This window comes from Anoxybacillus sp. P3H1B (assembly GCF_001560855.1).
GTDB classification, from domain to species: Bacteria; Bacillota; Bacilli; order Bacillales; family Anoxybacillaceae; genus Anoxybacteroides; species Anoxybacteroides rupiense.
Window position 1 is genome coordinate 87650 of record NZ_LPUG01000018.1, and the last position, 21617, is coordinate 109266.

Sequence of the window (21617 nt, forward strand, 5' to 3'; positions counted from 1 at the left end):
TTTCCTCACAAATGGCCAAAAGATTTTAGACTGATGTGTCCATTTCACACCAATCGATCATCGTTAATGCAATCATTTCTGCCGCTTCCAGCATCTGCGATATTTCAATATATTCATTCGGATAATGGGCCACTGCTGTCGTTCCCGGACCAAACACAACGGTAGGGATCTTTCCGACTTGTGTAAGAAGCCCTCCATCTGTTCCCCATGGTGCCGCCTCAATCACCGGTTCCTCCCACTTCACATGACGATACGAACGGCTCAATGCTTGCATGAGCGGATGCGTTGATTCAATCTCGCTTGGCAGCCATTGAGCGCCAAACCATTCTAACTGAACAGGATGCTCTCGAAGCCATTCATCTTGTTCATTGCATTCATGAATGGCGCGCGCCATCTCCTGCTTCGCCTGCTCAATCGTTTCATTTGGCGCTACCCCCATTCTCCCTTCTAAAACCACACAATCAGGCACAGATGAAGGCCATGTTCCTCCATGGATCGTACCGACATTAATTGGAATTGGAATCGGGATATTTTCGTACAGCGGATCGACCATGCGTTGATTTCTTTCTGTTTCTAACTGCTGAATCCTTGCTAAAATAAGCGATGCCTTCTCAATCGCACTCACTCCTTCATAACGTGTGCCGCCGTGTGCCGATTTGCCTGAGACGATCAAACGGAACCAGAGAGAACCTTGCTGCTTTGGAAATAGTTTCATATTTGTCGGTTCAGGAATGATGGCCCCGTCCGCTTGGTATCCGCGCAAAACAGCAGCTAAAGTGCCTGCCCCACCGCTTTCTTCTTCAATCACACTTTGAAAAATCACGTTTCCTTTTAACTTGATACCAAGGGATTGCAGTGCCTCGATCGCCAATAAGAGCGATGCGGTTCCTCCTTTCATATCAGAGGCGCCTCGTCCATATACTTTTCCTTCCTTTATCTGTCCGCTGTATGGATCATCTTTCCATTGCTGCGTATCTCCCTCAGGAACAACGTCAATATGGCTATTCAAAATAAGAGACCGCCCTCCGCCTGCTCCTTTCCAGATAGCTACAACATTCGGGCTATTTCTAAAGCTAGTGCGTGCTGATACAAAATATGGATGCTGTCGCAGCTTTTCGATATCCGGCTCCCATATATCAAGCTCTAACTGCAGCTGCCGACATTTTTCGATAATGAGCGCTTGTGCGTTTGCTTCATTTTTTTGTGTGCTCGCCTCTTGAACAAGCCGCCTTAATAATTGGATGGCTTGATCCTGATTTTTTAAAATCCATTGATGAAGCTGATTCTGTATATCTTTCATTCTTTCACCTCTTTTTTATTCGATTCGTTTAAGAGACGGGGCAATCTGAAGAAACGCTCCCGTATTGGCCACTACATCTTCCACATTATACGGAGCCATCACTTCTGTTAACAATAACCCTTCTTTTGTCACTTCAATAACCGCTTGATCCGTAATAATCAAATGGACGCATTGCCTAGCTGTCAGCGGTAAAGAGCATTCCGTCACAATTTTGGGCTCGCCATCTTTACTAACATGGCTCATCACCACAATCACTTTTTTCGTTTTTTGAGCCAGTTCCATTCCTCCGCCAACTCCCGGAACACGTTTCCCCGGAACCATCCAATTCGCTAAATCTCCTTGTTCACTTACCTGCAATCCCCCGAGAACTGTAACATCAATCAATCCCTTTCGAATCATGGCAAAAGCGGTAGCACTGTCAAAATAAGAAGCTCCATCGACAATCGTGACCGGATAGCCGGCAGCGTTGCAAAGGTTTGCATCCTCTTTGCCTTTGTCCGGACTTTCCCCCATGCCCAAAATGCCGTTTTCCGCCTGAAACATAATGCGCATCCCTTTCGGCAAAAAATTAGGAATAAGTGACGGAATACCGATGCCAAGATTGACGATCATTCCATCCTTGAGTTCTTTCGCAGCCCGTTTGGCGATACGCTCCCTTATTCCCATGCCCACTTCCAATTCACTCCTCTGCTTTTCACAATATAGTGAACAAAAATCCCTGGCGTTACAATTTCCTCCGGATTCAGTTCGCCAAGCGGCACAATCTCTTCAACTTCAGCAATGGTTATATTTCCGGCCATCGCGACAAGCGGATTTGTATTGCGTGCACTTTTGCCATATACTAGATTGCCGAAAGGATCTGCTTTTTTCGCATATACAAGCGATACATCCGCTGTCAACGGACGCTCCAAAAGAAAGCGCTTTCCATCTACTTCAACGATTGACTTCCCTTTTGACAACCATTCATGATCCATGCCAATATCCACAAGGATTCCTCCTAATCCAGCTCCTCCGGCGCGAATTCGTTCGATCAGAATTCCTTGCGGAGAAAACTCTATCTCCATCTTCCCTTCTTGAAATAAGGAACCCGCAATCGGATTGGAGCCGATATGCGAAACAATTGCTTTTTTTACTCTTCCTTCTTTCACAAGTGGACCAACCCCGATATGAGGAAAGGCTGTATCGTTACAGATGAGCGTCAGCTGCTCCACTCCTTTGTCAAACACCTCCTGAAGCAGCGTGGGAGGCGAACCAACACCGCCAAACCCGCCAACCATCAAGGTGCAGCCGTCCATTACTTTGTCAATCGCATATTCAATAGAAACGATTTTGCCATACTCATTTCCGGCTACCATCATTGCGACCATTCCCTTTCATTGGAAAATGCTTTTCAATATGATGAAAGGCTTCCTCTAGCAAACTTACTAATTCATCGAGTTGTGCGCGCTCAATCGTGAGCGGTGGAGCAATGATGATCGCTGCTCCATCTTTTCCATTTCCCGCAGCAGACGGATACACAAGCAAACCATTTTCTTGGGCCTTCGTCACAACAATATCCGTAAATGCCCATTTATTGGGCGTCATTGTTTTGGTATCGGGAACGGTGAACTCGATTCCAAGCATTAATCCTTTGCCGCGGATGTCGCCAATCCATGAAAACTTCTGCTGCAAACGGCATAGCTTCGTAAATAAATCGCTCCCAATCTCCTCTGCTTTTTGAACTAAACGATGCTGATCAATATATTGAAGCACAGCCAAAGCAACAGCAGCTGAAAGCGGATTTGCGCTTAACGTATGTCCGCTCATCACCACTCCTGACCCATTTCTAATCGGCTCAATCACGTGCTCGCTGACAAGCGTAGCAGCAATTGGCGTATATCCAGCCCCCAATCCTTTTCCAAGCGCAATAATGTCCGCCTTTGCCTGCCAATGGTCAAGCCCCATCATTTTTCCTGTCCGGCCAAGCCCTGTCATGACTTCATCGGCAATAAATAAAATCTCATGGCGACGGCAAATCGCTTGAATGCGTTCATAATACCCTTCTGGCGGAGTTAGTGCCGCGCCTGCTGCTCCGATAATCGGTTCAGCAATAAAAGCAGCAATGTGCTCGGCACCGATGCGAATAATCGCTTCCTCCAATTCATCGGCACAGCGCCATTGACACGATGGCCAAGTTAACTGATAGGGACAACGATAACAATATGGAGGAGGCACATTTGGAAAATCTTCGAGCAAAGGAACAAAACGCTCTCTTCTTGCTGTATGCCCAGACATGGAAAGTGCTCCGAGCGTAATGCCATGGTAGCTAAGCCAACGTGATAAAATTTTATTTTTTCCCTTTTTTCCTTTCTCTTGCCAATATTGAATGGCGATTTTCATAGCCGTTTCTGTCGCTTCAGATCCGCTGTTGACAAGAAACGTCCAATAGCGAGTTTCGCCGCCAATGCGCTCATTTAACGTTTCGGCAAGCTTTTCAGCCGCTTCGCTTGTAAATTGGGAACGGTATACAAACGATACTTTATTCGCCTGTTCCTTCATCGCTTCAATAATTTCTGGAACACCATGCCCGAGATTGGCTGTCACGGCCCCGGAACAGCCGTCTACATATTTTTTTCCATTCGTATCATACACATAGATTCCTTTGGCGTACTGCACGGTCGGATAGTGGCGCTGGAGATGCGGTTTAATCAAATATGTAGGCACCACAGCTGCTTCCCCCTTTTCTGTCTCTGTATTGAGATATTATGCGAATCAAAACTTTTTCATGAAAAGAAATGCTCGGCGCTACATCATGTAAAAACGCGAGCCTTTCACCTAAGGCTCGCGTTTTTTTCTGCCATAATGCTTTTATGAATCCAAATCGCCGCTTGAACCCCCTCCCCCATAGCAATCGCTACTTGCTCCGAATGAACTCCGATATCGCCAGCAGCCCATACATTGGGGACATTTGTCTGTTTCGTTCTCGCGTCTGTCGGAATGTGCCGATTTTCCAACCTTTCTACTCCAAGCTGTTTGGCTAAATTTGTATTCACCTGATTATTTCCAAAAGCAATAAATCCGCGCTCTCCTGCAATCACAGTGCCGTTTTGCAGACGGACACCGCCGAAAAGCGGACCGTCCTTCACCAACACTGCTTCAATCGGTTCGCGTACATAGCGAATATTTTGTTCTTGCAGCTTTCTCTTTAGCTCTGGAGCCATATCCTCACCATCATGATTGATATAAGTGATTTCTTTCGTCCAATAGAGGAGTGTCAACGCCATATTGGCCCCTGCCATTCCGGCACCAAGTACAATCACCCTCTTATCGGTCACCTCATATCCATCACAATCCGGGCACACGTAAACGCTCGTCCCTAAACAAGGAATCAGATTAGGAATCGGAGGAATACGATCCTTTATTCCCGTCGCCAATAAAATCCGTTTTGCTTCGTACCGTTGTCCACTTTTGCCCATAAGCTGAAATTGTTCCTCCTCCTTGGAAGCAGTGACAATTTCGTCGTCTACGAAGTGAACGTTCAGCCGTTCTGCCTGCTGCCTTCCGCTTGATCGCAGCTGTTCACCGCTGACTCCATCCGGCCAGCCAAGCAAGTTGTGATAAGCTCGGCACAGTGTGGAACGGCCATTCTGAGCATCTATAACAAGAACGCGATGATGATAACGGCCTAATTGGATGGCAGCCTGCAGCCCAGCAATTCCTCCGCCAATAATAATGCATTCATAGTCCTTCATCGTTTCACTTCCCTAGGATGTCATTCTTTTTTATTGTCGTTCACTTTTTCCGTTTTGATTCATCAAACGGCAACGAAGGTGATAGACAAAGTCAAAAGGGCCTCTGTCTATAACCTCCATTCATGGTGTTGATTTCCCCTGAGACTGAAGCAAACAAGGAACGCGGCTGAGTGAAGACAACGAATCGAACAAAAGACGTTCATGAGCGGATAAGCGAGGCCAGTGACGCAGAATGAAAGCGTTCGTTAACAGTCTAAGCTGCCCTCATTATCGAAGTCAGCGGCATCAGCCTAACCAACAAGCTCGGGACTAGTAAAATCAATTTCAAATCCAAGATCTTCTATCATGCGATAGTCCTCCGATTTTTCTTGACCGGCCGTTGTTAAATAATCCCCGACAAAAATGGAGTTGGCGGCATATAACCCGAGCGGTTGGAGTGATCGCAAATTCACCTCTCGTCCGCCGGAGATGCGAATTTCTTTTGATGGATTGATATAGCGGAACAGAGCCAGTACCTTTAGACAGTACCGCGGATCTAACTCATCCGTTCCCGCGAGTGGCGTGCCGTCGATTGCATGCAGAAAATTCACCGGAATGGAGTCAGCATCTAGCACCTTTAAACTTCTGGCCATATCAACGACATCCTGTTTCGTTTCTTTCATGCCAATAATAACGCCAGAGCACGGGGAAATGCCAACTTGCTTGACGATTTGTACCGTCTGTACACGATCATCGTATGTATGTGAGGTTGTAATTTTAGGATGATGCTCTTTCGATGTATTAATATTATGATTATAGCGATCCACTCCTGCTTCTTTAAGGCGGAGGGCTTGTTGAGGTTTTAAAATACCGAGACAGGCGCACACTTTTAAACCAAATCGCTCTTTTATTTCTTTGACAGCAGAAACAACCGTATCTATCTCTTTTTCGCTTGGCCCGCGACCGCTTGCCACGATGCAGTATGTACCTACCTGTAAACGATAAGCTTCCTCCGCTCCGCGAATCAGCGTTTCTTTATCTACCATTTTGTACGGTTGGACACGTGCCGTCGAAATCGAGGATTGCGAGCAATACCCGCAATTTTCTGGACATAATCCAGATTTAGCATTAATAATCATATTTAACTTTACTTTATTTCCAAAATACGCGCAGCGAATATGATAGGCCCCTTGCAATAAAAGAAGAAGCTGTTCATCCGGACAGTCTAACAGCGCCAGCGCCTCTTCATCGTTCAGCTCATATCCAGCCAACACTTGATCGGCTAACTCCAACCAGTTTTTCATATTTTCTCTCCCCTTTCCATACGATTACATTTATCGTAGGGTAGAAGGTTCTTATTGTCAACTTTTTTAATAAATAAGTTGACAATAAGAATACAATCATTCATCGAGAGTATTCTTTCCATTTACGAAAACAAATACCCGTAGTGCTTATCCATATAGCTTGATGCGTCGACATAGATCCCCGCGTGAGCACTATGGTGTGACCAAGGTAAGCCACCAGCTTGCTTGCGACTGTGAGTTTTTTGCAGAGGTTCCATTTTCCCAGTTCAATAGAAATACCGTTAAATCACCATAAAAAACAGGATAGGCGTACGCCTATCCTGCTATTTTGCTAGCTTTTGCGCGATATCGCGGGCAATCCAAACACCGCATGCGCCTGCCTGAGCAAGACCGCGGGTAATTCCTGCGCCATCTCCTCCAACATATAGACCCGTAATCTCTGTTTCAAAACGATCGGTTAGTTTCGGACGCGCAGAATAAAATTTCGCTTCTACTCCATAAAACAAAGTATGCTCAGAAGCAAGCCCAGGTGTCACATGATTCAGCGCTTCCGTCATTTCGATTAAGCTTTTCATTGTATTGTAAGGAAGCACGAGACCTAAATCGCCTGGAACCGCTTCTTTTAATGTCGGTTCGATAAATCCTTCTTTGATGCGCTTTTCCGTTGACCGTCTTCCTTTTAGAAGATCTCCGTATTTTTGCACAATGATGCCACCGTTCGATAAAGCATTGGCCAGCCGAGAAATTTTATGAGCGTATTCATTTGGTTGATCAAATGGCTCAGAAAATTTATGTGAGACAAGCAGGGCAAAATTCGTATTATTGCTGCCCAACTTTGGATCTTTATACGCATGCCCGTTCGCCAGCATCGTTCCAGAATGGTTTTCCACGACAACATGACCTGATGGATTGCTGCAAAATGTACGGACTTGTGTACCGACCGATGTGTTGAAAACAAATTTCCCTTCATATAAATGTTCGTTAATTTCCTCCATCACAATATTGGCAGTTTCCACACGCACTCCGATATCCACTTGGTTATTCAGCATGCGCAAACGGCGTTTTTTCAATATTTTGGTGAGCCATGCTGAGCCATCACGTCCCGGAGCAATCACAACCTTTTCAGCCATTACGGAAGTTCCGTCCCTTAAAACCACTCCTTTGACCGTATGGCGTTCGTTTTGCTTCTCAGTTAAGATATCCTCTACTTCTATTTGAAAAGCCATGTCAATGCGCTCACGCAAATATTCATAAATGCTTTTTAAAATCTCGAGATTTTGTTCCGTTCCTAAATGCCGAACGTTCGCCCTTAGCAGTTTTAAGCCAGCAGCATACGCGCGCCGTTCAATCTCCTTGACCTTTTCTGTCGTCGGGTCAGTAATAGTAGACGTGGCACCGTGCTGCAAATTAATTTCATCGACGTAATGAATCAAGTCGAGCACAAGCGAAGCGGGTAAATAGTCCGTCATCCAACCACCAAACTCGCTGGTAATATTGAATTTTCCATCAGAGTACGCCCCTGCACCGCCAAATCCGTTCGTGATCGAACAGGCGGGCACACAGCCAGCATAATCTTTTTTTCCCATCGGCGGTGGACATTTTTCGATCCTTTTTTCCAGAATCGGGCAGCGCCGCTTATAAATATCGTGACCTTTATCAATGAGCAAAATCTTCGCTTCTTTTCGCTTCAACGTCAATTCATAGCAAGTAAAAATACCGGCCGGTCCAGCACCAACGACAATAACATCATAATGTGACTTCATGATCCTGTCCTCCAACGCATCATTTTTTTCCATTTGTAACTATAGCAAGGATAAGATGAATCGTCAATTATAAATACGAACTTTTTTATAAAAAAATATAAAAATGTTCGTTTTTATAAACCTTGTCTTTTCTGAGAAAACTTGATAAGGTGATAGAGGATCACATAGAAAGGAGCAAACGCATGAAGACCCTTGCAAAAAACTTTATGAACGGCGTATTGACAGTTGTTCCAATTGTGCTGGCCATCTATGTGTTTATTAAAATATTCACTTTTTTCGATGGACTGCTCGGAAAATATGTCAAGCCGTATCTTCATGAAACATACATACCCGGCATCGGCATTTTATGCACGATTGCTCTCATTACCGTTTTAGGATGGCTATCGACCCAATATATTAGCGGCCGCCTCATTAAGCTGATCGATCGGCTGCTTGAAAGCATTCCGCTGATGAAAACCGTTTATTCGGTTTTAAAAGATACAATCTATTCCTTTATTGGTGAAAAACGGTCGTTTTCAAAGGTCGTCCTTATCGATCTGCCGCACACGGAAATAAAATGCATTGGTTTTATTACGTCAGAAGAAGTGGAATCGCTTTTTCATCCTCTTAAAGAGTACGTAGCCGTCTACATTCCGCAGACATTTCAAGTAGCAGGAATCACCGTCCTCGTGCCCAAAGCGCAGATTGAGGTGATCAACGTCAAACCGGAAGAAGCAATGAAATTCATCCTTTCTGGCGGGATGACAGCGTCCAAAAACAAGGAAAAGCGTGTAGAATAGCCGTAATGATCGTTTTAATCCCGAACAAAAACCGCCCTTTTATCAAGGGCGGTTTTTATTGTGCTAAAAATATCGCTTTTTCCAAAAAACAAAAGCGGTAATGCTCGATAGCAAAGCGGCCAGAAGCATTGCCACCATAAACGCATATGGGGAATGCTGATACGGAATTGGGACGTTCATTCCATAGAAGCTGGCAACCATGGTTGGCAGTGAAATCACAATCGTCACAGCTGTTAAAAATTTCATCACAATATTCAAGTTGTTAGAAATGACCGAAGCAAAAGCATCCATCATTCCGCTCAAAATACTGCTGTATACTTCAGCCATCTCAATCGCTTGCTTATTCTCGATGATCACATCCTCCAACAGCTCTTGATCGTCATCATACATTCGCAAGTAATTAAGGCGCATAAGCCGTTCCATGACAATGTTATTCGCTTTTAGCGAGGTCATGAAATACACTAAGCTTTTCTCCATGCTTAACAGCGAGAACAGCTCCTGATTTTTCATCGATTGATGCAGCTCTTTTTCAATTTCGCTTGTGCGGCGGTTGATTTGCTTTAAATACCGCAAATAGTAAGTCGAAATCATATAAAGCATTTGCAAAGCAAAACGCGTTTTCATAAAGGTGTAAAAATTTTTAATTTTGTGGTTCGCAAATTCTTCAAAAATCGGATTTTCTTGAAGGCAAACCGTAATAAAGCATGTATTCGTAATAATCATTCCGATCGGAATCGTTTCATAAATAGGGCCATCCACTTCATCATGAGTAATGATCGGGATATCCACGATAATTAACACATGATTATCTTCCTTTTCGACACGCGAACGTTCTTCATCATCGAGGGCGTCTTTGATCGAATCAATCGGGATGTCCAAATGGTTAGCGATATAGCGAATCTCTTCTTCCGTCGGAGCTACTAGCTTAATCCAGCAACCGTTTTTAAGCTCATGAATTTCTTCAATTTTTCCATTAGCATTTGACAAATACATCTTCATCATATGCACGCTTCCTCCTTTTCCAAGCGAGGAAGGCTTGCTATCTTTTCCTTTCGAATGGAGCCCGTTTTCGGATGGCGAGTAGCTCGTTCATTCGCAAAGGAAAAGGCAATGCTTCCCCGCAGTATTCCGGCTCAGGTTCGTTTGAACTTCGACTACTCATATGCGAAAACGTCACCCCTTCTCCAAAATATGTGTCCTTATTAATAATAGCGTTGAAATAACTATTTGTATAGTAAAAATTTGTTTATTGCAATAAAAAAGTAGCCTGCTGCATGGCTACTTTATTCACTTGCTTGCGTCGTATTGAAAAAATCCTTATTTTCTTTTTTAGGTGTCGAAGGCTTTTTCTGATGCTTTTTCTTCATGATCCCATCTGACTCATAGCTTAACGGAAAATCAGCTTGTTTTTTTGTCAATGAACCTTTCCCCCTTCATGGATGATGTATCTTTACTTTATGTAATCATCGCCCTGTTTAGTCAATGATTTCTGCAGCAAATATTCGCCCGTTTTGCCAAAAATGCTTTATAATGGTGAATAAGGAGGGTTTATCATGGAAATTATTATCAAACCAAAAGCGTTAGCATGGTACAAAGAGGAGCTTGATTTACGCGAAGGAGATTCTATTCGCTTTTTTGCACGATATGGTGGATGCAGCACCGTGCAGAAAGGCTTTTCACTCGGCATGGAAAAAAGCGTCCCTTCCGATCCAAAAGCGCAAACGACTATAGATGGTATCACCTTTTTTGTTGAGGACAACGATATATGGTACTTTGACGGGCATGATTTGATTGTTGATTTTAATGAACAAGCAAGTGAACCCGTTTTTTCACTTGAATAAAAAGCGAAAAAGCTAGCTGACTTAAAAAAGCTAGCTTTTTTTTATAATAGCGATGGTACAGCGAGAGACACAAACAAGTCGCTGTTGATCGTCCACGATGCGAATATCCCATACCATCGTTGTTCTGCCGCGGTGAAGGACCGTGCCAGTCGCTGTCACTGTTCCGCTTCGGACTGGACGTACGTGATTAGCGTTGATTTCCAGCCCGGCCACACTTTCTGTATCTTGATCCACCAATGCGTAGGCGCCCAGACTGGCAACGGTTTCCGCCAAGGCAACCGACGCTCCGCCATGAAGCAAACCAAACGGCTGATGCGTCCGGTGATCTACCGGCATTGTAGCGACAACACGTCCGTGCCCTATTTCCTTAATTTCGATTCCAAGCACTTCTAATAACGTTCCCTTCCCCATTTCATTTGCATTCATTGCACTTATCCCCTTTTTCTAAATGAAATCGTTCTAAATGATCCATCAATCCTTCCTGCCGCAAAACTTCTTTCTGCTTCTCTCCTAATAAATCAAAATGCGGAAAAGAGTCCCGTTGATGAACCCATTCAGGACGAAGCTGATATTTTTCGCCCCAGGCCAGCAGCTTGTCTAAATCGCCGCACCCCACTTTTGTGACTGTCGTATGATGCGGAAAGCGCTGATCATACCAAAAGTGAGTGAGAAAAGCGATTTCTCCGTTTATCACCTTTTCCTTCCATAATTCCAGCTCATTCCTTCGAATGCCAAATGCCATATGTATCGCCTTACTTTTTGGCACGCTCGTAAGCTTCATGCCAGTCCGGAAAATATTTGCGAATTAAAATCGGTCGAAAGGAATCGCGTCTGACGCACACATGCTGTGTTTTTCCAGTTGCCGCCAGCTCGCCGTCTGATGTAAAGATTTCATAACCATACGTCACACGGATTCCATCATAGGCATCAATCCATGTTCTAACGGTTGCCATATCGCCATAGCGAAGCGGCTTTTTATATGAAATTTGCAAATCGGTTACAGGAGAGAGGATATCTTCCTTTTCCATATCAGCATAATGAAATCCGAGCTGTTTGATAAATTCGGTCCGCCCAATTTCCATCCAAATCAGATAATTGGCGTGATAAACAACTCCCATTTGGTCCGTTTCAGCATAGCGTACTTCGATTTGTTTCTCAGCAATTTTCATGGCATTCCCCCACTTACTTTTTTCTTTATCTTACCATATGAATGACCTTTTGTCCTGTAAATAGCAAACAAGACGATCCGCAGCATCAGCGGGATCGTCTTCTTTCATTGTTACTGATAACCGTTTTGGCGCGCTGCCGCTTCATCTTTAATTTCAGAACGCAGCGCAGCAATGGCTTCTTCACGCCGTTTATTTTTGGCTTCGATCTGTTTTCGTTCTTCTGATGAAGAAAAAGGGATGGCTTCGTGGGCTTCTTCTATATTTTCAATGGTATTTTGCACCATATTTTGTAATTTCTCAACATTATCACTGCGATCATCTGGGTTTGGACGTTGATAAGCCATCTTCAATTCCTCCTTGATGTCGATTTAATTTTATAATAATTTTATTATGTTAACAAAAAATTACTCACCCTTTGTCTGGATGACTTGAGCGTGCTGCCCTGATTGATCCTGCATTTTTTTTCCTTTATTTCCGCCCGCAGCACGCGGCTGAGTGCCTAGATGGTTTGGAACGAAATGTTTTCTGCTTCCTTTTGGATTGCTCATGACTCTCGCCTCCTCACCATCTAGTGTGCTCGGTTTAAATCGGCTTATGCATCATTTTACTCTGCCTTTTTCAGCATCCGTTCCTCTAATTTTTTCTCGATTTCCTCCATCGCTTTCTCATCATTTAACAATTGCCGTTTATTTTCCAACACTAATTGTTCAAATGTCAGCTTTCGGTTCTTTCTCATTTGATCCAACCCCTCTCATTTTTATTATAATTTTAATAATTTCCTAAATAAGCAAAATTTATTACAAATTTTCGAAAAAAATAAAAAGAAGCTCCTCCATGTTGAAGGATGCTTCTTACGGAAGACGGCTTATGATATCTTGCATTTGTTTATATGTCATCGGCCCGATTACCTTTTTGCGAATGACGCCTTGACGATCAATAATATAGGTCGTCGGAATGGTTTGAATGTTATACAGCTTTAATACCTCTCCTTTTTCATCCATCACAATCGGAAAGGTTAAGCCATATTTTTTCATAAATGGGCTTAAGTTTTCGCGGCGGTCCTGTGATGTTAAATGAACAGATAAAAGCTCCACATCATCTTTGTACTGCTTGTAAAACTTCTCAATATCCGGCATTTCCTTCTGACAAGGCGGGCACCAAGTTGCCCAGAAATTGATGATCACTGGCTTGCCGCGCAAATCCGATAAACGAATTTGTTGACCCTCTGGGGTCTTTAATGCAAAATCATATGCGATATCACCAACGGCCAGCCCCGCTTTCCGATTTTGCTGTTCGGCTGCCAAAGCCTGCCAAATCCCATATCCAGTCAAACCGAGCAGCAAAACAATAGCAACGATTTTTTTCATGCTTTTCCCTCCTATCATCATTTAAGCATAAAAGAAAAAAAAGAGAAAGGGCTGTATATTTTCCCAGCCCTTTCCTTTCACAAACGCTTGATAAAAAATAGCTCCACTTGATCCCGTCTTAGACATACACATGCTAGCGACTGTTTTTATGGTCGTTTTGCATTTTTTTCGCTTCTATTTCAGCATAAGAAGCAAACTCGTTGTTGAATCCGTTTTTTTGCTTGGCGTTATTGTTGCGCTGTGCATTTGCGTTTCCGAGCTTTGTGCGGCCCACTTGCTTCACCTCTTTTGAAAATCAGGAACTGCATATGTAGTTTCCGTCAGCCGCATGGAAAGTATGCTGTTAATTCTCTCCTGTTGCAATCGGATGATCCGAATAAGAAATCCAATCGCTAAAGCTGCCTACATATAGCTGCACATTCGTATAGCCCGCTTCCGATAGCGCGAGAACATTCGGACAAGCGGTGACACCTGAACCGCAATACACGATAATCTTCTCGTCCTTCGAAATGGAAGCAAAACGCGCGGCTTGCTCATGCGGCTTCTTCCAATATCCTTCGCTTGTTAGTGCATCTTTCCAAAAACAATTTTTTGCTCCAGGAATATGGCCAGCAATTCGATCAATAGGCTCTTCAATGCCCAAATAACGCTTCGGCTCACGTGAATCCAGCAAAATGGCGGAATCCTGTTCACTTGCGCGTCTTACATCTTCTGTCGTCGCCAAAAGAGATGGCTGATAGGCTGGAATAAAGGTGCGCTTCGGAAATGCAACCACTTCTTCGGTTATCGGATATCCAGCCCCTTTCCATCTCGTATAGCCGCCATCCAACACATAGATACGTTCATGCCCTAAATAGCGCAGCAGCCACCAAAAACGAGCGGCCATTGCACCATCTTGATCGTCATAAGCAACAATCGTCGTATGACGGTCAATTCCTGCCGCTGATAATTTCTCCATCAATTCATCAAAATCAGGAAGTGGATGCCGTCCCCCGTGTTCACGGACAGGACCGGACAAATCTCTTTCTAAGTCAAAATAAAGCGCGCCTGGAATATGAGATTGTATGTACTCATTTATGCCGCGGGAAGAATCGCCCATGTAAAAGCGGCAGTCAATGACCCGCACATCATCGCGAGAGAGCCTTTCAGACACCCATTGTGGCGAAACGATATATTTCATTTACGTTCCCCTTTCATTTTTAGACGTTCTACGTATTCCGCGACCATGTCGACAGTCACGTATTTTCGCTGCGGAACCACTCCTTGTTTAGCTAGCTCATTGATTTGCTTGGTCGTCTCATTAATCTTTTCAACAGTAAATGTCTGTCCATTTCGGCAATGCTCCACCGCTTCCTCAATATAGCGCTCGCGTTGTGCATCGAGCTGTAAAAACTGCTTGATCAGTCTATGCTGCTTATGAGAATGTGCTGTGATCGCATGATGAACTTCACTCATCTTTTTTCTCCTCTCTTGCTCGTTCTTTTTCCATTAGTGATCGAACGTGCGGCTTTGGCGTCCAGCAGCGAAATTGATAATGCGGCTTCGTTTCATAGCCGAGCCGTTGACAATAGCGGTACATTCCGTTCTCTGTTTTTTTCATCCGATAATGAATGCACGTGGCACAAGCATGAAACCGCGTCATCGTTCGCTTCCCCCTATCTTCAATCGCACGTTCAATCACCGCTGCAGTTTTTTCTAATTACTCATTTTGTGGTAAGAGAGCCGACAGCTGCTCCTCCACTTTACCGAGATGTTCTACATCCACTTGTTCGGTAAGTGCCGTCATGAGGCCTGCAAAATAGTCATCCATTTGTTGCTGCAGCGCATAAAGCAAATGATGGATCCGCTTTTCGTGTTCTTCTTGATAAAATGCAAAGAGGCGCGCTTCATTTTCGGACACATATTCATGAATTGGCTGCTGCAGCTGCTTTTCAATTTCTTCTCTCATGAGCCGCTTTTCATCCCGTTCAAAAAATGCTTTTGCATTTTTATAAAGCGACAGCGCTTTTTTAAAGTGTGATTCATTCAGCTGCTCAAGCCCTTCAGAAAACTCCAGTGTCGCAAATGCAGGAAGCTCGACCTTCGATAGCGTAATTCCCTGATGAATGCGGCCGATCTCATTTGCGAGCAGTTGAAAGCGATCCTGTGCCTTGTTTGTAAGAAAACGTTCAATGCGCAAGCTCGTTGCCCGCATTTCTTGCGCCAAATCAAAACCGACAGATTGAAGCAGCTCGCGCAGGCAGCCAGAAAGCGCCTGACGGATATCTCGGCCATCATCACGCAATGCAGCCGGATTGAACGCTTCTTTAAACCAATCGCCCATGCGGAATGAAATACGCTGCTTGATATAATACACTAATTCAGCAATTTCTTGTTTTAATGCTTGCCTATCCATAGCAAGATCAGAGGATTGAAGCAGCGCCTGAATCCGAGCCTGTTCGTCGCCCAGCTTTTGCCGCTTCGCTGCCTTTTCTTCATTTCCTTGTTTCGCTTGGACCATATAGTCTTGCAAAGTCGCACGCAGGCGCTTCAGTTCAGCGTACGCCTCCGCTACGGCTACATTTGTTAATTCTCCCATAATGAAGCGAATAAAATCCGCTTCGAAGGCGCGAATCCCAGATTCGCGCAAAATCCCGTAATGGTGCTGCTGTTTTTTTTCTGTTTTCTCCTCAAGAGCCAATCGGCTTGATAAGGCATACAAGCGCGGAAAACGGATGCCGAAATGCTCGAGCTGCTCTTTCACATAGGAAGTGACCGTTTCTAACTCTTCTTGTGAATTCGCCAGATCCGCAGCATTGACGATAAAAAACATTTTATCCATGCTGAATGTGTCTTTGACGCGCCCAAGCTGGATTAAAAACTCGCGGTCTGCTTTCGAGAAGGCATGATTATAGTAAGTGACAAACAAAACAGCATCGGCATTTTTAATGTATTCAAACGCTACTCCTGTATGACGGGCATTAATGGAGTCCGCCCCTGGCGTATCGACCAGCGCAATGCCCTGCCGAGTGAGCGCACAGTCATAATACAGCTCCATCCACTCCACAAAGCAGGCTTTCGTCTCATCAGCTACATATTGCTGGAATTCATCAAGACCGATTTGCAAAGAGGTTCCCAGCACGTCCTTTACGTCTGCGTATCCGTGGACAACCGACTGCAGGAATGTATAATGCGGCTTTTCCTTCGCTTCGACCGTTTCGATCAACAGCGCTTTTTCGCACGCTCCCAGCGCCTCTTCCATCGTTTCCGCCTTCAAATGAAAATAGCGCAACGAGTTTTGCAAATCCTTTAACAGCTGTGAGGCTGTTTTCATCTGAACGACCACTGTGCCATGTGGATAGCTAGAAGTCGGCGGCACAATTTTATTAATGGTTGCCGTCGTTGGATTCGGTGACGATGGCAATAACTGCTCTCCCATTAACGCGTTGGCGAACGATGATTTTCCGGCGCTGAACGCCCCAAACAGCGCCACGGTAAATGTTCGGTTTTCAAGGCGGCGCGCTTTTTCCGTCAATCCATGAATAAAGCGTGTCATGCCTGGAATGCCAGACACAAGCTCGGCAGCTTGGCGTAAATCGGCAATCGCTTTCGCTGTTTTTTCTTTTGTTTTATCACTGCTTAATGACACCGATTCGCTGTGAATCGCCTCACTTTTTTCTGCTTGACGCGCAGCGTTCGAATGCTGTTCTTTGCCGACAGAAGGCACAGCCTGCTCAACTTGAATTGGCGTTAATTCGCTGACAAGCTCCTGAACCCGCGCTTCCTGTATATGGCTAGGAGCCTCGGATTCCAACAGCGCTAGCAATTGGGCGTAATGGTCGTCACGCTGCTGCTTTCGTTTCGCTAATTCATCAAGCAGCTGCTGCTTTTCCTTTTCTATTTTTAATTGCTCGGCAAGCTCATTTCGCTCTGCTTGCACCGTATTTTTCCAGAAGGAAAAAACAGGGGCAAAGATGTGCATCGCTTCGCTTCGATACCGCTTTTTCAATTCCGTCGCCACATCATTTGTATAATTTAATACAGATTCTCCTGTAACCCCCGCTCCTTTTTTAACAAGCGACTCTAGCAGCTGCTCATTCCAGGCAGCAGACAACTGCTGGCATTGGCTCATTAACTGGGCATCGCCAATGTCATGCTCTTTTAAAAATCGAACAAGATAGTCGCGTACATGCCATTCGATTTGTGATGTCGCTTTTTCTTTCACATTTTCGTAAAATGCCGTGAGCCTTGCTTTCCGCTCCTGCTCTGTTTTTGCTTTACTAAACAGGAACCCGATTTTAAAATCCGGCTGAACCGATTGCAAATAAGCTTTCGCCAATTCTCTCGTTTCAAACGGCATGACATACGCATGCTCTAAAATGCTGTCAAGCTCCTGCTGAAACTTCGTCTCCACCTCCGCGCAAAGCGCATCAATCTCATGCAGTCGGCTCTCAAGATCATCGATATCACTTTCTTCCTTGGATTTCGTTAAATGCTCCATACGAGCATAAATGGCCTCTTCCTCTTTGGCATCCTGGTTTTCTATAAAAGCAAGGTGATCGCTGACAAGCCGCTTAGCTGCCACCTCGACTCCGGAGAGAAGCCGCGCCTCTTTTTCGGCAAATAGCAGCTGGAAAAAATGGACAAGCTCATTCAATTCATTGAATGGATGTTCTCGTTCTTTCAGAGAGGTAAAAAAGATACGCTCCACCTGAACATTCCATTGGCGAAACGCCTCGCGCACCGATTGCTGAAACTCTGAAAACGAAAGCTCTCCATCACGGTGCTTATCAATCTGATTGACAATTAAATACAATGCCTTTCCGTCACTTGTCAATTCCTTTGTAAATTGAAAATTTAATTCCGATTGAACATGGTTATAATCCATCATATAAAAGACGACATCTGCCAAATGAAGCGCTGATTCAGTAGCAAGCCGATGCGCATCGTCCGTCGAGTCAATGCCTGGAGTATCCAAAATCGCCACACCTTCGGGGATGTGCGTCGTTTTCCGGCTGATCTCGATCGCTTCAATTTCCTCTCCGTTTTTGCAATATGCACGAATTTGTTCATATTCATAGGGAGACGCATATTCGACCGACTGTCCGTTCTTATAAAAAATGCGGGCATATTCCCGTCCAGCCTTCACTTTGACAAGGTTAGCGCTTGTCGGAATCGGACTTGACGGCAGCAGCGGTTCACCGATTAATTCATTGATGATGCTTGATTTTCCAGCAGAAAAATGGCCGCAAAAGGCAATGGAAAATTCCTCATCTGCTATTTTCCGCAGCAGCTGCTGTACTTTTTTGGCATTTTCTTGATCTCCCTTGTTCACCCATTCGTCATGAAGATAAGCTAGTTTGGCAAGCCAAGGACGCAATGATGAACGTTGTGTTATCTGAACCATGTATCAAAACCCCTTACGTTTGCAACATATATACCTATTTTACTGTATTTGCGCACATTTCCCAACATAAAAAATTGCAAAAAAATCTCCCGCCGTTATTTGGCAGGGAGAAATGGAAAAAAACGAGAGCGATTTCGAAAACGAGATTCATAATCTGTCATGGCGGCAAGCGCTTTTTCTTCAGTCGAAATTCGGACAAATAAGACGCAAACGTTCAAAAAAGAAAACACAACCGCCGTTATGTACGCTTGAAACAACAAAGGAATAAGCAAAAATTCAAGAACAACAACCAGATAATTGGGGTGGCGCAAAAAGCGATAGGGCCCTTTTACCACGACATGAGCGTTAGGCAAGATCAAAATTTTAGTATTCCAAAACGGGCCTAATGAAACAATGGACCAAATGCGCAACCATTGAACAATAAGAAACACGCCAAAAAAGAATGGCCACCATGGCGAAAGATGCCCTCCTTTGTATAGTGACTCAAACAAAAAAGAAAGTAAAAAAAACGTATGCATAATGACCATCCAACGATAGTGCGCACGGCCAAACTCCTTTGCCCCTATCGCCTTTAATCTCCGCTCATTCCGTTTAGCGATCCATAATTCAAGCACCCGCATGGACACAATAAGACAAAAGAAGGCATAAATGAGCATACGTTATTCACTCCCAGCACAATAAAATGAGCTCCGCGCTAAATCCTGGGCCAAGGGCCATCATTAAACCATAATCACCTTTTGGAATGGGCTGCTGCATAAATTGTTCGAGAACAAAATAGACCGTAGCAGAAGACATATTGCCAAATCGACGCAAAATCTCAAATGATACATTTGTTTTTGACTCATCCATCATAAGCGCTTCTTGATAGGCTTCAATGACTTTTTTTCCTCCTGGGTGGGCAATCAAATGGCGCAGGTCCTGCAGCGCCAGGCTGTTTCTTTGCAAAAATGCTTCTACATTCGGCTTCAGCCATGAACGAACGAGTGATGGAATATCTTTGGAAAAGACGACAAACCAACCATCATCCTGAATGTTCCACCCCATTACCTCTTCAGAATGCGGCATAAGCACCGACTGCACATCAACAATATGCGGACGAGGCACGTTATCGACAGCTTCATCCCCTGCCACACAAAGACAGGCAACCCCGTCAGCAAATAACGATGTGCCAATCAAATTGCTTTTTCCGGTATCATGCGGCTGAAAGGTGAGACTGCAAAATTCAGCGGCGACGACCAGCACCTTTGCTTTCGGAAACGCTAAGCAATATTCATAAGCGCGCGCTAGCCCGGCCGCTCCACCCGCGCAGCCTAATCCCCAAATCGGCACACGCTTCGTATGAGGAGAAAACGGCAGTTGGTTCATGATTCTTGCTTCGATACTTGGCGTGGCAAGGCCAGTAGTGGAAATATAAAAAATCGCTTCTACTTCTTCATAGTTGATCGGTTTAGACAAAAAGGTCTCATTGCTTAAGCATTTTTCAATCGCCTCACATCCATAATGGACAGCGCGGTCTATATATAGCTCGTTTTTTTCTGAAAAGCCGTGCCGTTTTTCATACCACTCAAGCGGCTGAACGAACGATCGCGATTGAATGCCGCCGTTCGCAAAGACCGGCAGCAGCCGCTCGATATGTGGAACAGAGGACGCAAAAAGCCGTTTCACATATTGACGTATCTCGTCTTGCGTAACCGTAAATGGCAATGAAGCAAGACCAGCGGAAATAATCGCAGGCATACAACCACCTCTTTTTTCATCAGCTACCTGTACTATTCCCTTTGTGTTAAAAAAAAATGCAAATGATTCCATTCTTTCCTTTTCTTCTTCCACCTGGTCAGGAAAGCGTGCCGTCCATCGCTGTTGGAACATCATTCATGGAAATCATCGAAAAATCGTATGAAACAGAAAAGCGATTCTATATAAAAAAGAGGCTGCTCATAGAAACAGCCTCTTCTGTCTGTCATACAGATCAAATCTATTCAACATGTCTACCGCTCAAAGATAAAATGATTGGCACATCGGCCATCTTTCCCGTTCACAGCACGGATCGTTCATTATTTTTCCTATTTCAACACACTTCGGAGCTTAAGCCATTATTCATCCATATCGACATTATGGTACACGCGCTGAACATCCTCTAAATCTTCCAATGCGTCGATCATTTTTTTAAATTGAGCCAGCGCTTCATCAGAAAGCGTGACATAATTTTGCGGGAGCATGGTCAGCTCAGCGACGGTAAATTCCGTGATTCCTGCGCGCTGAAACACCTCCTGCATCGCATGGAATTGATCGGGTTCGGCGTAAACGATCACCGTTTCATCCTCTTCCAAAATATCGCGCGCATCAATATCTGCTTCCATTAATAGTTCAAGCACTTCATCCACCGTCTTCCCTTCGACACCAATGACAGCCGTGGCGTCAAACATATATGATACCGATCCGCTTACTCCCATATTGCCGCCGTTTTTACCGAAGGCTGCGCGCACCTCTGATGCTGTCCGATTCACATTATTCGTAAGCGCATCGACAATGACCATTGATCCATTCGGTCCAAAGCCTTCATAACGCAATTCATCATAGCTTTCGTCCGAGCTTCCCTTCGCTTTTTCAATCGCTCGGTCAATAATCGCTTTTGGCACACTATATGTTTTGGCTCGCTCAAGCACCATTTTTAAAGCCCGGTTTGACTCTGGATCTGGTTCTCCCTGCTTAGCAGCCACGTAAATTTGCCGCCCGAATTTGGCATAAATACGGCTTGTATTCGCATCCTTCGACGCTTTCTTTTCTTTGATGTTGTTCCATTTACGTCCCATTCCGCTTCACTCTCTTTCTATATTTTGAATCTGTCAAAGCCATATCGATCCATCTGTGACGCTTTTGAAACCACATAAGGCATTTTATCTAGCCACAACATTATATTATATATGAAGTTAGCCATCTTTAGCTAGTTTTACTCCCTTCTGTCCAGTGTTTAAAAGCATAGAAAAATACAAAACAG

The 21617-nt window shown here is 44.5% G+C and carries 26 protein-coding genes; 2 read left to right on the forward strand and 24 right to left on the reverse strand.

Features of this window, described 5'->3' with window-relative positions; genetic code table 11:
- Positions 1 to 25: 25 nt before the first annotated feature.
- The 7 genes from AT864_RS11640 to AT864_RS11670 form a co-directional block, all read right to left on the reverse strand.
- A complete protein-coding gene (locus AT864_RS11640) occupies positions 26 to 1300 on the reverse strand; it encodes a peptidase (RefSeq protein ID WP_066149073.1) in 1275 nt (424 codons plus the stop codon).
- Between the two features lie 15 nt (positions 1301 to 1315).
- Positions 1316 to 1978: a 3-oxoacid CoA-transferase subunit B gene (locus AT864_RS11645; RefSeq protein WP_066149075.1), complete on the reverse strand. Its 663-nt coding sequence runs from the start codon at positions 1976 to 1978 to the stop codon at positions 1316 to 1318.
- Positions 1957 to 2658, reverse strand: a complete 702-nt coding sequence (locus AT864_RS11650) for a CoA transferase subunit A (RefSeq protein WP_066149076.1) — start codon at positions 2656 to 2658, stop codon at positions 1957 to 1959. The genes AT864_RS11645 and AT864_RS11650 overlap by 22 nt, the downstream gene beginning before the upstream one ends.
- Positions 2639 to 4006, reverse strand: coding sequence for an aspartate aminotransferase family protein (locus tag AT864_RS11655; RefSeq protein WP_066149077.1), 1368 nt, complete (start codon positions 4004 to 4006; stop codon positions 2639 to 2641). The genes AT864_RS11650 and AT864_RS11655 overlap by 20 nt, the downstream gene beginning before the upstream one ends.
- Positions 4007 to 4110: 104 nt before the next feature.
- Positions 4111 to 5031 (reverse strand): NAD(P)/FAD-dependent oxidoreductase, encoded by a 921-nt coding sequence (locus tag AT864_RS11660; protein WP_066149079.1) that lies wholly within the window; start codon positions 5029 to 5031, stop codon positions 4111 to 4113.
- Positions 5032 to 5321: 290 nt separating this feature from the next.
- Positions 5322 to 6314, reverse strand: coding sequence for a biotin synthase BioB (gene bioB / locus AT864_RS11665; protein WP_066149081.1), 993 nt, complete (start codon positions 6312 to 6314; stop codon positions 5322 to 5324).
- A gap of 323 nt (positions 6315 to 6637) precedes the next feature.
- On the reverse strand, positions 6638 to 8077 hold the full coding sequence (locus AT864_RS11670) for an NAD(P)/FAD-dependent oxidoreductase (RefSeq protein WP_066149082.1): 1440 nt from the start codon (positions 8075 to 8077) through the stop codon (positions 6638 to 6640).
- A gap of 182 nt (positions 8078 to 8259) precedes the next feature.
- Between AT864_RS11670 and AT864_RS11675 the strand changes: the two genes are divergently transcribed.
- Positions 8260 to 8856, forward strand: a complete 597-nt coding sequence (locus AT864_RS11675; RefSeq protein WP_066149083.1) for a DUF502 domain-containing protein — start codon at positions 8260 to 8262, stop codon at positions 8854 to 8856.
- 63 nt (positions 8857 to 8919) lie between these two features.
- Here AT864_RS11675 and AT864_RS11680 read toward each other — a convergent pair whose 3' ends face one another.
- A complete protein-coding gene (locus tag AT864_RS11680) occupies positions 8920 to 9858 on the reverse strand; it encodes a magnesium transporter CorA family protein (RefSeq protein ID WP_044746022.1) in 939 nt (312 codons plus the stop codon).
- Positions 9859 to 10139: 281 nt separating this feature from the next.
- On the reverse strand, positions 10140 to 10274 hold the full coding sequence (locus AT864_RS18525) for a hypothetical protein (protein ID WP_255357507.1): 135 nt from the start codon (positions 10272 to 10274) through the stop codon (positions 10140 to 10142).
- Between the two features lie 135 nt (positions 10275 to 10409).
- Between AT864_RS18525 and AT864_RS11685 the strand changes: the two genes are divergently transcribed.
- On the forward strand, positions 10410 to 10697 hold the full coding sequence (locus AT864_RS11685) for a HesB/YadR/YfhF family protein (protein WP_044746023.1): 288 nt from the start codon (positions 10410 to 10412) through the stop codon (positions 10695 to 10697).
- 30 nt (positions 10698 to 10727) lie between these two features.
- On the opposite strand, the gene AT864_RS11690 is transcribed toward AT864_RS11685, so the two are convergent.
- From AT864_RS11690 to AT864_RS11750, 15 genes are all read right to left on the reverse strand, one after another.
- On the reverse strand, positions 10728 to 11123 hold the full coding sequence (locus AT864_RS11690) for a hotdog fold thioesterase (RefSeq protein ID WP_066149084.1): 396 nt from the start codon (positions 11121 to 11123) through the stop codon (positions 10728 to 10730).
- Positions 11110 to 11439, reverse strand: a complete 330-nt coding sequence (locus AT864_RS11695) for a hypothetical protein (protein ID WP_066149086.1) — start codon at positions 11437 to 11439, stop codon at positions 11110 to 11112. The genes AT864_RS11690 and AT864_RS11695 overlap by 14 nt, the downstream gene beginning before the upstream one ends.
- A 10-nt stretch (positions 11440 to 11449) precedes the next feature.
- The gene (locus AT864_RS11700) at positions 11450 to 11866 is read right to left on the reverse strand and encodes a thioesterase family protein (protein WP_044746026.1); all 417 of its coding nucleotides are present in this window, start codon (positions 11864 to 11866) and stop codon (positions 11450 to 11452) included.
- Between the two features lie 110 nt (positions 11867 to 11976).
- Positions 11977 to 12210 (reverse strand): small acid-soluble spore protein Tlp, encoded by a 234-nt coding sequence (gene tlp / locus AT864_RS11705; protein WP_044746027.1) that lies wholly within the window; start codon positions 12208 to 12210, stop codon positions 11977 to 11979.
- Between the two features lie 60 nt (positions 12211 to 12270).
- Positions 12271 to 12414, reverse strand: a complete 144-nt coding sequence (locus AT864_RS11710; protein ID WP_044746028.1) for an acid-soluble spore protein N — start codon at positions 12412 to 12414, stop codon at positions 12271 to 12273.
- Positions 12415 to 12470: 56 nt separating this feature from the next.
- A complete protein-coding gene (locus AT864_RS17635; protein WP_080861042.1) occupies positions 12471 to 12602 on the reverse strand; it encodes an FbpB family small basic protein in 132 nt (43 codons plus the stop codon).
- A 115-nt stretch (positions 12603 to 12717) separates the two neighbouring features.
- The gene (locus AT864_RS11715) at positions 12718 to 13233 is read right to left on the reverse strand and encodes a TlpA disulfide reductase family protein (RefSeq protein ID WP_066149088.1); all 516 of its coding nucleotides are present in this window, start codon (positions 13231 to 13233) and stop codon (positions 12718 to 12720) included.
- A gap of 133 nt (positions 13234 to 13366) precedes the next feature.
- Positions 13367 to 13507, reverse strand: coding sequence for a hypothetical protein (locus AT864_RS18185; protein ID WP_172798632.1), 141 nt, complete (start codon positions 13505 to 13507; stop codon positions 13367 to 13369).
- A gap of 69 nt (positions 13508 to 13576) precedes the next feature.
- Positions 13577 to 14413 (reverse strand): sulfurtransferase, encoded by an 837-nt coding sequence (locus tag AT864_RS11720; RefSeq protein WP_066149090.1) that lies wholly within the window; start codon positions 14411 to 14413, stop codon positions 13577 to 13579.
- Positions 14410 to 14688: a YpbS family protein gene (locus tag AT864_RS11725; protein WP_066149092.1), complete on the reverse strand. Its 279-nt coding sequence runs from the start codon at positions 14686 to 14688 to the stop codon at positions 14410 to 14412. The genes AT864_RS11720 and AT864_RS11725 overlap by 4 nt, the downstream gene beginning before the upstream one ends.
- Positions 14681 to 14875 carry a hypothetical protein gene (locus AT864_RS11730; protein WP_044746032.1) on the reverse strand — a complete coding sequence of 65 codons (195 nt, stop codon included), beginning with the start codon at positions 14873 to 14875 and terminating at the stop codon, positions 14681 to 14683. Before AT864_RS11730 ends, AT864_RS11725 begins: the two co-directional genes overlap by 8 nt.
- Before the next feature lie 57 nt (positions 14876 to 14932).
- Positions 14933 to 18619: a dynamin family protein gene (locus tag AT864_RS11735; RefSeq protein ID WP_066149094.1), complete on the reverse strand. Its 3687-nt coding sequence runs from the start codon at positions 18617 to 18619 to the stop codon at positions 14933 to 14935.
- Between the two features lie 95 nt (positions 18620 to 18714).
- Positions 18715 to 19275, reverse strand: a complete 561-nt coding sequence (locus AT864_RS11740) for an isoprenylcysteine carboxyl methyltransferase family protein (RefSeq protein ID WP_044746034.1) — start codon at positions 19273 to 19275, stop codon at positions 18715 to 18717.
- Positions 19276 to 19282: 7 nt separating this feature from the next.
- Entirely contained in the window at positions 19283 to 20356 is a 1074-nt protein-coding gene (locus AT864_RS11745) for a type III polyketide synthase (RefSeq protein WP_066149129.1), read from the reverse strand.
- A gap of 356 nt (positions 20357 to 20712) precedes the next feature.
- Positions 20713 to 21432, reverse strand: a complete 720-nt coding sequence (locus AT864_RS11750; RefSeq protein WP_044746036.1) for a YebC/PmpR family DNA-binding transcriptional regulator — start codon at positions 21430 to 21432, stop codon at positions 20713 to 20715.
- Between the last annotated feature and the right edge of the window lie 185 nt (positions 21433 to 21617).